The organism is Gardnerella sp. 30-4, assembly GCF_001641215.1.
Classification (GTDB): Bacteria; Actinomycetota; Actinomycetes; order Actinomycetales; family Bifidobacteriaceae; genus Bifidobacterium; species Bifidobacterium leopoldii.
The window spans coordinates 1-8,135 of sequence record NZ_LXJL01000097.1; the positions used below are offsets into that span (position 1 = coordinate 1).

At 43.2% G+C, this 8,135-nt stretch carries 5 protein-coding genes; 1 reads left to right on the forward strand and 4 read right to left on the reverse strand.

Features of this window, described 5'->3' with window-relative positions; all coding sequences use genetic code 11:
- Positions 1-84 precede the first annotated feature (84 nt).
- Positions 85-864: a hypothetical protein gene (locus A5294_RS05485; protein WP_064340655.1), complete on the forward strand. Its 780-nt coding sequence runs from the start codon at positions 85-87 to the stop codon at positions 862-864.
- A 121-nt stretch (positions 865-985) separates the two neighbouring features.
- Here A5294_RS05485 and A5294_RS05490 read toward each other — a convergent pair whose 3' ends face one another.
- From A5294_RS05490 to A5294_RS05505, 4 genes are all read right to left on the reverse strand, one after another.
- Complete coding sequence (locus A5294_RS05490) at positions 986-1,189, reverse strand: hypothetical protein (protein WP_004105564.1); 204 nt, start codon at positions 1,187-1,189, stop codon at positions 986-988.
- On the reverse strand, positions 1,186-4,944 hold the full coding sequence (locus A5294_RS05495) for a hypothetical protein (protein ID WP_064340653.1): 3,759 nt from the start codon (positions 4,942-4,944) through the stop codon (positions 1,186-1,188). Before A5294_RS05495 ends, A5294_RS05490 begins: the two co-directional genes overlap by 4 nt.
- A gap of 17 nt (positions 4,945-4,961) precedes the next feature.
- Positions 4,962-6,302: an FHA domain-containing protein gene (locus tag A5294_RS05500; protein WP_004574107.1), complete on the reverse strand. Its 1,341-nt coding sequence runs from the start codon at positions 6,300-6,302 to the stop codon at positions 4,962-4,964.
- Positions 6,303-6,741: 439 nt separating this feature from the next.
- The gene (locus A5294_RS05505) at positions 6,742-7,950 is read right to left on the reverse strand and encodes a hypothetical protein (protein ID WP_064340654.1); all 1,209 of its coding nucleotides are present in this window, start codon (positions 7,948-7,950) and stop codon (positions 6,742-6,744) included.
- Between the last annotated feature and the right edge of the window lie 185 nt (positions 7,951-8,135).

Consider the following 8,135-nt stretch of genomic DNA (forward strand, 5'->3'; position numbering starts at 1 on the left):
GTTTAAATATTGCGCGCTAATAGGTTTTATCCACAGCGCGCAATTTTTCTTGCTCTTGCATTTTTTATATTTCAAAATGCAAGTATGAGCATAAATTTTTCTTTATTTAAATCTCAAAATAACGCAAAAAATAGTGCGTTATTGCAGCGAAGGCAACGCGCTTTCGTGCGGAAAATCATTATTGTGTTATGTGCTGGAATGATGGCTTTACTTGTTGTGTCAACTATTATTGATTCACAAGAAACTCAAGTCATAGCAGTAGCTAAACACAATATTCAGCAAGGTTCACGCGTTAGCGTAAACGATATTGCATACGTTCGAGTTCCTAAGCATAAAGTATTTAATCAAGCGTTATCCAATAATATAAGCGCGAATGCTTCTATTATTGCAACATGCGAAATACGTAAAGGCATGCCAATTTTGCAAACACTATTAAGTAAAATTCCGCGCATTCCAAAAGGATTCACTTCTATTACCATTCATTTAGCTAGTGCAGATCACACGCTGCTTCCTGGCGAAAAAATCGATTTAGCTTTTAGCAAGCCGGTACAAGATGAAGAAATTTCTAACTCCCAAAATGCAGAAATCCACAACAGCGAAAAATCCAAAAGCAACACTGTGACAAATAACGATAAAAACAAAAACCACGATATTGAAGAAAACAATATTGCAGAAATTGACGAACGCTATGTTAGCGTAGTTCATAATGTTATGGTAATGCAAATAACTCAAAGCACTCAAGCTTCACAAAATCAGCAGAATACTACCACTCTTGCTATGCCTGCTGCAGATGCGTTGCGATTATTACAAGCTCAGTCTGCAAACCCCTCTTTGGCAATTATTGCCATGAAATTGTCACAATGAGATTGCCGTCATGGAATACGTACACGATTAGTAGAAATCAGCGGTAATTACTAGCAATTAGCGATAATAGCCAGTCAGCAACAAGAATAAATCATTCTGCTACTTCTCGCGTATTTCAAGCTCAACTCATACGCTCGGAAAATACAGCCCAGTGAGGCGGCAATTCGCTTAAAATGCGATTATCGTCGTCTTGATTGCGCTGTTGCAAAGTAAGCTCGTCAGAAGGCTCGAGTTTAACGCCATCTGCATCAAAAAGCTCTGAGCCTTCACGAACAACCCTAACCGACCTGCGGGGAGATCTTCTATTGGGATCGTATTTACTCATTCGTTGTCACCATACAATTCCCCGAGACGAGAAACAACACGATCAACCTCTTTTTCAGGATTGACAAAAGCTCCAACACTCCACACTGTCATAACTGACCAGCCCAAGGATTCCAAATCCTGAATAATCATGCGATGACGTTCACGAGTTGATTGCACGCTCATAAATTGCGCATCATCCGTAAGCACAGCAACAGCAAATGGCTTATCCGCAAGTCCAACTACTAGAGGAATTCTAACGCCATTATCGAAGCCATAGTTGACTGCAACTTTTAATCCACGCGAGCGAATACGCTCAGCTAAATCAGTAAATAGCACATTCCTTTGCGCAGCTTCTGCAGCAATTTGCGCTTCAACATCGTTAGCATCTTCTGGACGAAGCGGCTTATCACTTAACTTCTCAGCCCATTGCAAAAGACTCTTCAAAAGCTTTGGACCATCTTGGTGCAAACGCTCATCTTCCATATCTTTAGATGTAAACGCACTAACAATATCTAGATGACGACGAGCTAGAGCCAAAGCGTCAAGAAGCATACTGCTTCCACCTTCTTCTTCAAGCAATCCAAACTGCTGAAGAAGTCTGCCGTGAGATGTTTTTGCATAGCAAAGCGACATAATTACATCTGTTGCTATTGCTCCAGAAGCTTCATTAACGCCCAAAAGTCTCACATGTCGCAAGAATCTAGCCATGTTTTCGTCTTTAATAGACAAAGACTTCAACTCAGCTCCCAAACGACTGCGGAACACGTTTGTCAATGTAACTACAACAAGCACATAGCTTGAAGGAACAACCGTAAACGTATTTGCGCGCTGACGAATAAGCTCAACTACTTCATCAATTTCACGCTGGCTGCTTTCAATAAGCCCAGAAGACATTACTGGAACTCCAGTTGCTTCAATTTGATGCAAACGAACTTTGCCTTGCAAACGCTCAACAGGAACGTCATGACGCAACTTTCCATAACCATGTTCTTCCAAGAATCGCGCTAAACGAAGCGAGCGCCTTGTTGCTCTAGAAACTACTGTTACAGATGGGAGTAATGAAATAAGTGAACGCAAGCTTTCAGAACTTATTGTTTGCTTATGTGCTAAAACTACTACTTGATGAGCACGAGACAAAATAGATAGCAACTCAATATTTGATATATGAGATGCCGAATCAATTATTACAGTATCTGCAATAGGTCTCAACGGAGTCATCATAGTAAGAGTAGATGGCATAGCTACAAGTATTGGTTTCGCAGCCAAAACAAGTTCCGCATAATTGCGCAATAATTTATTAAAAGTAATTCCAGAACGGTTTCCGGCGAGCATAGTATGTAACTGATTAGCTTCTTGCGTATGCGAGAACAATAAATCACACAAATGCCTCATAGCTTCTTGCTGAACCATTGGACCGATTGAACGCACATGTTCTGTATCAACTTGCACGAATCGATCAGAAGCATCTTGCATTGCTGAGCCATCTTGGTGAGAAATAATTGCAGAAGAATTAACGATATCTTCAAAAACAGTAGTCCACCAAGCTAATTGCAACTCACCGTCAATTGCATTACCTGTAACGTTGCGACGACGCAAATCGCTGACTAAATCAGATAAGCCCGCTTTACTGAACTCGCGTTCCAAATTGCAACGACCAGGGAGAGTATCTAGAGATGCTCTGTCGTCATGTAAATCTTGCAAACGAGCTTCGAGCTGCGCAAATTCAATATTTTCAAGATCTGCACCCTTAAGAGTTGTTGCTAACACTGCATCAAGAGCAACTAAATGCCTTGCTAATAATTCTTGAGTATTTACAATATCATCCAATTTTGGCGGCAAAACAGGCCATCCGCCGTGAGGCACGAAAGTACGCCACTGAGCTGCTTGCTGCGCAACAATCTTTAATGCCTCATGCAAATCATCGACTTTAGCTCCAACTCTTAGCAAGCTGCGCGCTTCTCGAACATGATGTCTACGTTCCCAGAAGCCCATAATTGTGCCTTCGGCTTTACGCTGAGCTTTCGGCTTACTCGCTTCAATCATTGCATCTAAATCGCGCTCAAAAATTTCAGGCTGGAATACGTCAAGTACACGTCGCAAATTTTTGAGAACTGTAACTTGACGACTCCACTCACGAGCTGTTGTTGGCACAGGGAAACCACAGCTTTGCACAGTGCTTTTAACTTGTTCTCGAGTTGCTGGAAGAAGCTTAAGAAGCACGTCTACAACACGCTGATATACAGATATAGCTTCATTTTCGTCAAATATCGACGCGCCAAACCAAGGAGTATCTTCAGGATTTATCCTAAACTCTCCAAGTTCATCGGCTTGGTGGAATTTCTTCGACCACTCCTCAATATGACCGGTCATAGCGTGCGCTGCGGCAACATCTAAACGCACATGCGTAGACGGATGGGTTGGGAACATTGCAATTGCTGCAAGATTCTGGATTGTTTGATATGCAGATACTCCCCAAGTTTCGTTGATACCATGAAGATCACCTAAATAACGAGTAAGGCGAGAACGCACTCCAACCAACTCATCTGCAACCTGCTCAAATCGTGAAGTCGCAATACTATGTCTAGCGCCAACTGCTGCAATCAACTGCGCATCGACATGCTTAGCAATATGACCATCCGCAACGTCTAATGCTAATGAGGAAATTTCATGCGTATTCAACGTGTAACGGAAACGCCTCTGCTGTTCAACAACATTAGGCACATACAACACAGAACGTCCTGCAATCACAGAACGAGAAGCAATCGCAGCAGCAATCGCAGCTGAATCCGATCCCGAATCAATATCCACGAACAGAGATTTTCCAGAAGCAACAAGCTCCGCTGCATAACGCACAACGTTATCTACTTCACCAACTTCGCATTCGCTATGAGGATCTGCGTCGAAAGGACTATATTCTGGCTTATTTGCAGACTGAAGCTTATGAATAGCTCGATCATCGCCAGCCATAGCGTCAATCATTGCATTCCCAACATTGCCAGATTGCAAAGCGTTAATAATTTGTTCACTTTCTGCTACGAAACGCGAACCTGCATCTGTGAAGCAGCCAAGTATAATATCACGCTCAATATCAAAATCTGGAAAAGCTGAGCGAGCTTGCTTACAAATAGCATCAAACACTACAGAAGTTTCTGGCGTTCCACTTTCATATTGAGATCCGTCGAATAAAACATCTTCCCTAAGTTGAACACCACGCTCACTTAAACGCGACACAAGCGAATTGTTCAGCCCAACACTTCCAGAGAAATAAATAGTGGCGGAGGTTTCATCTTGATTAGTGTCACGAACAACTTTCACAGGATACGTAAGAACAGGCACATGGTTGCCATTCCACGATGCAACACCGACTATTAAAGAAAGCTCGGAAACACCACTTTCGTGCGCTTTTGCGTCTCTATCTTCAAAAACTCGATCTAGCCTTCGCCCAGCAGCTCGCAACATTCCAGCGTCCCGGAATAAAGATTTTAATGTTACTTTTCCGCTTGCAAAAAGTTGCGCAATTCCGGAAGGATGAGCATGCGTCAACTCTAATTGAGCAGCAAGTTGCGTTATATCTTCTAGTGGAGAAGGAGATAGCTGAGCCTGATATTGCTGCTTCCACTCAACTATATGTTGTAAAGCGTTAGTACGAGCGCTGTTCGTATTATTAGAGCCAGATTTTTCTAAAGAACCATCCTCTGACGTAGTATTTTCAACTACTGCATCAGTAAAAACTTGCTCTGACGAATCCTGCTCCACGTTGTTTGTATCACTCATATTCCCACCCTACTTGCTTACTGTTCAATAGCTTTGCGATATGCACTATAACCGCTGTTTCTAGCTAGTGCAGCATCTACTTCAGAATTACCTTGAGCTGCGAGCCACGCGTATAAGTCATCGTATAACCCAGTGTTTGCAGCCAAGAACGGAAGCAACTGCGAATATTGCGCCATCTCAAATTGCTTTGAAAAATCACTACTTTCTTCAGCTTCTTTTGACGTGAATCCGCCGGCTTCCACTACATTTTCTTGAGAGTCAAATTCGCCTTTTGATACTTTTTCAAATACGGAGCCTGGCTCAAATGCAGGTGTGTACTCCGCATCAGAATTGTTAATATCGAGATTATTAGAGTCGAGACTTGTAGTACCGAGATTTGTAGAGCCAAAACTGTTAATATCGAGATTATTAGAACCTGTATTTGCACTATTAAAAGCTGAAGTATTGACAATATTTTCAGCAAAAGTTTCAGTTGAATTTAATGGAGATACTGGAAATTCTTGAGAACTTTCGTTTTGCAATACATTTGTTTCCGAATTAACTGGCGTAACCGAAGAAACCTGAGCAACCGAATCAGCTTGATCAACTGCAGAAACCGAATCAACTGCAGAAACCACAGAATCTTGTTGAGAAGGTTCTTCTTTAGTCGCACTTTCTTGCTGAATTGCTTGCGCATCTGCAAATAAATTACGCGGCTCTACAGGAGCCTCCTGCTGCTCTCGCATAACAGGCAAAGTTACATCATGATTGATTGGAGCAACATCTGTTTGCGAATCATCATTGAGCTGAGTTTGATTTTGCATGCCTTGTTTCCAAGACAACCCAGGATGCGAAACTGATTGAGCATGGAAAACACCTGTTGGCTCACCAGCGCGCAAATCAAGAATTTGGTCTACCGATAAATCTGAAGCTGCAGGCTCATCATGCGATTCATCTGTAGCATAAGAGAACAGATTACGCACTGCGTTATCTTTTTCAACTTCAGCAGATTCTTCTTCTACACGCACAAAATCAACAGGAACATCACCGAATTGCATGCGCATTAAGTTATCTGGAAGTTGAAAATCAACATCAGGCTCTAGACGCAGCAAATCACCATTTTCGCTGACTAAATACGTACCGTTGGTCGAATGCAAATCTCGTATTGTTGCCACGCCTCGCATGTCTACAATTAGCAGCGCATGCCTCTTTGACATAGAACGTTTGTTATCTACTATGTCGACGCGCGCGAAACCATCTTCACGCAACGGGCGTATAGGCTTTCGACCAATCTCTACAGACTGACCTGCACCCACACGTGCCTGCTCGACACCACCAACTGTAATCATCCAGCGCTGCACGGTTTGTCGCTCACTCACGTGATCTGCTCCCTTCAAAAAACATACTACTTACTATTGTGTCATGCTTTGTGTATATTGCGCTAGTATTTGTTGATTTTAAGCATAAAAATAACAAAAGGCTCGGAAGAAACTCCCGAGCCTCGAAACTTGCGATATTACCAACCGTCCCTAGCGGAAAGCAACAACGCAAAGCGCTCAGCATTAATCGGCTAACGAAGCCTGAATCAATAGTAAAAAAGGAAATTTGGCAAACCATATCAACAAGCAAACGCAAACCAAGTAATTGCTGTATAAAACCAAAAGATCTACACAGCGTGCCAAGCACAAAATTTTTATAAAAGCACTTAGTCTAGCGCACCTTTTAGCACACTAGACTAAGTAATTCACAGTAAAACCGACTCAACGATCAACCAATAAGCTAAAGCCCAAATGATTCATCACTGAATCAGATTTCAGCTTAGTGACGGATCTTGCGAAGAGCAGCACCCATGCCAGCAAGCACAGAAGCAGCAACAGCAGCCATAGCTACAGCAGCACCAGTCTTAGCTAAACCAGCAGCAGCGGCACCATTAGCACCAGCGGCAGCACCGTTAGCATTGTTGTTCTGCTGAGCAGAAGCCTTGGTATCCTTACCCTTCTGACCCTGCTTAGCAGCAGCCTGAACTTCCTTACCAAACTTACCGCTCATAGCAGAAGCATAAGCATGCTTCAAACCAGGAACAGCTGGGAATGTTGGAGCCAAAGGATCAGAAGTCACAACTGGTGGCAACAAAGATGGGTTCACACCGGCAGCAACAGCCTCATTGTAAACAGCCTTGTAAAGAGCCAAAGCCTCATTATAAGCCTTTACAGCAGCCTTGGCAGCAGCCAAAGCAGCATTATAGTCGGCAGTAGCCTTGTCAAGAGCATTCATTGCACGGACAAGATGAGCCTTAGCGCGGTCCACAGCATCACGCAAACGAGTCTCGGTAGCAGAATCATTCGTACCAGAAGTCAAGAATGCATTGAGCTTTTCCTGAGCATCATTGAAGGCATTCACGCGTGCATTGAACTCAGCAAGAGCAGCAACCAAAGCCTTATAAGCATCATTGAACTTATTCTTAGCAACAGCAAGTTCATCATCCTTATTGTCCAAGTTCATCTTAGCAAGACGAACCTTGTTAATAAGAGCCCTCTTAATCTGATCCTCAGTTGGATCTGGGTTAGAGCAGTTATTAACGTTGTCCAAAGCCTTGAGATACTGGGCATGAGCATCATTAGCAGCAGCGAGCTTAGCATCGTAGGTTGCCTTGTCTCCAACATACTTGTTCTTCTGATTTACATATGCCTGAGCAGCTGCAGCATCTTCTGGCTTGGTGCCATTAGGAAGAGGAGTCACCATCTTAAGCTTGCCATCATTGCCATCAGCCACATACAAAGCCTTAACTTCAGCCTTAGATGGCTCTTGTGGCTCTTGTGGAACAGCTGGAACTTCAGCCTTTGCATCATCCCAAGCCTTCTTAGCTAAAGCAGCGATAGACTCATTCTTGCTCTTAAGATTCCAATCTGCCTTATTCGCTGGGCAATCTGGAACGTTAACATCAGCCATTGCTGGTGCAGCAAAAGCGAAACCGGAGAGGAGGGTGGCGCCAGCAGAGAATGCGGCGATAGCCTTCTTATTCAACATAATATTTTTCCTTTCTTCTTCTCCTTCGTGCTAGGTACACGAAGAAAAATTTGCTGTGTAACTCCAACCGGAGCCACACACGCCCGTCAAACTAGGACTGACCGGCGTTTGCTATTAACATACCCCCCCCCCGTTCGAAAAAGTCAAGAGCCAACACACAACTCATTAACAAAAAACATTCATAT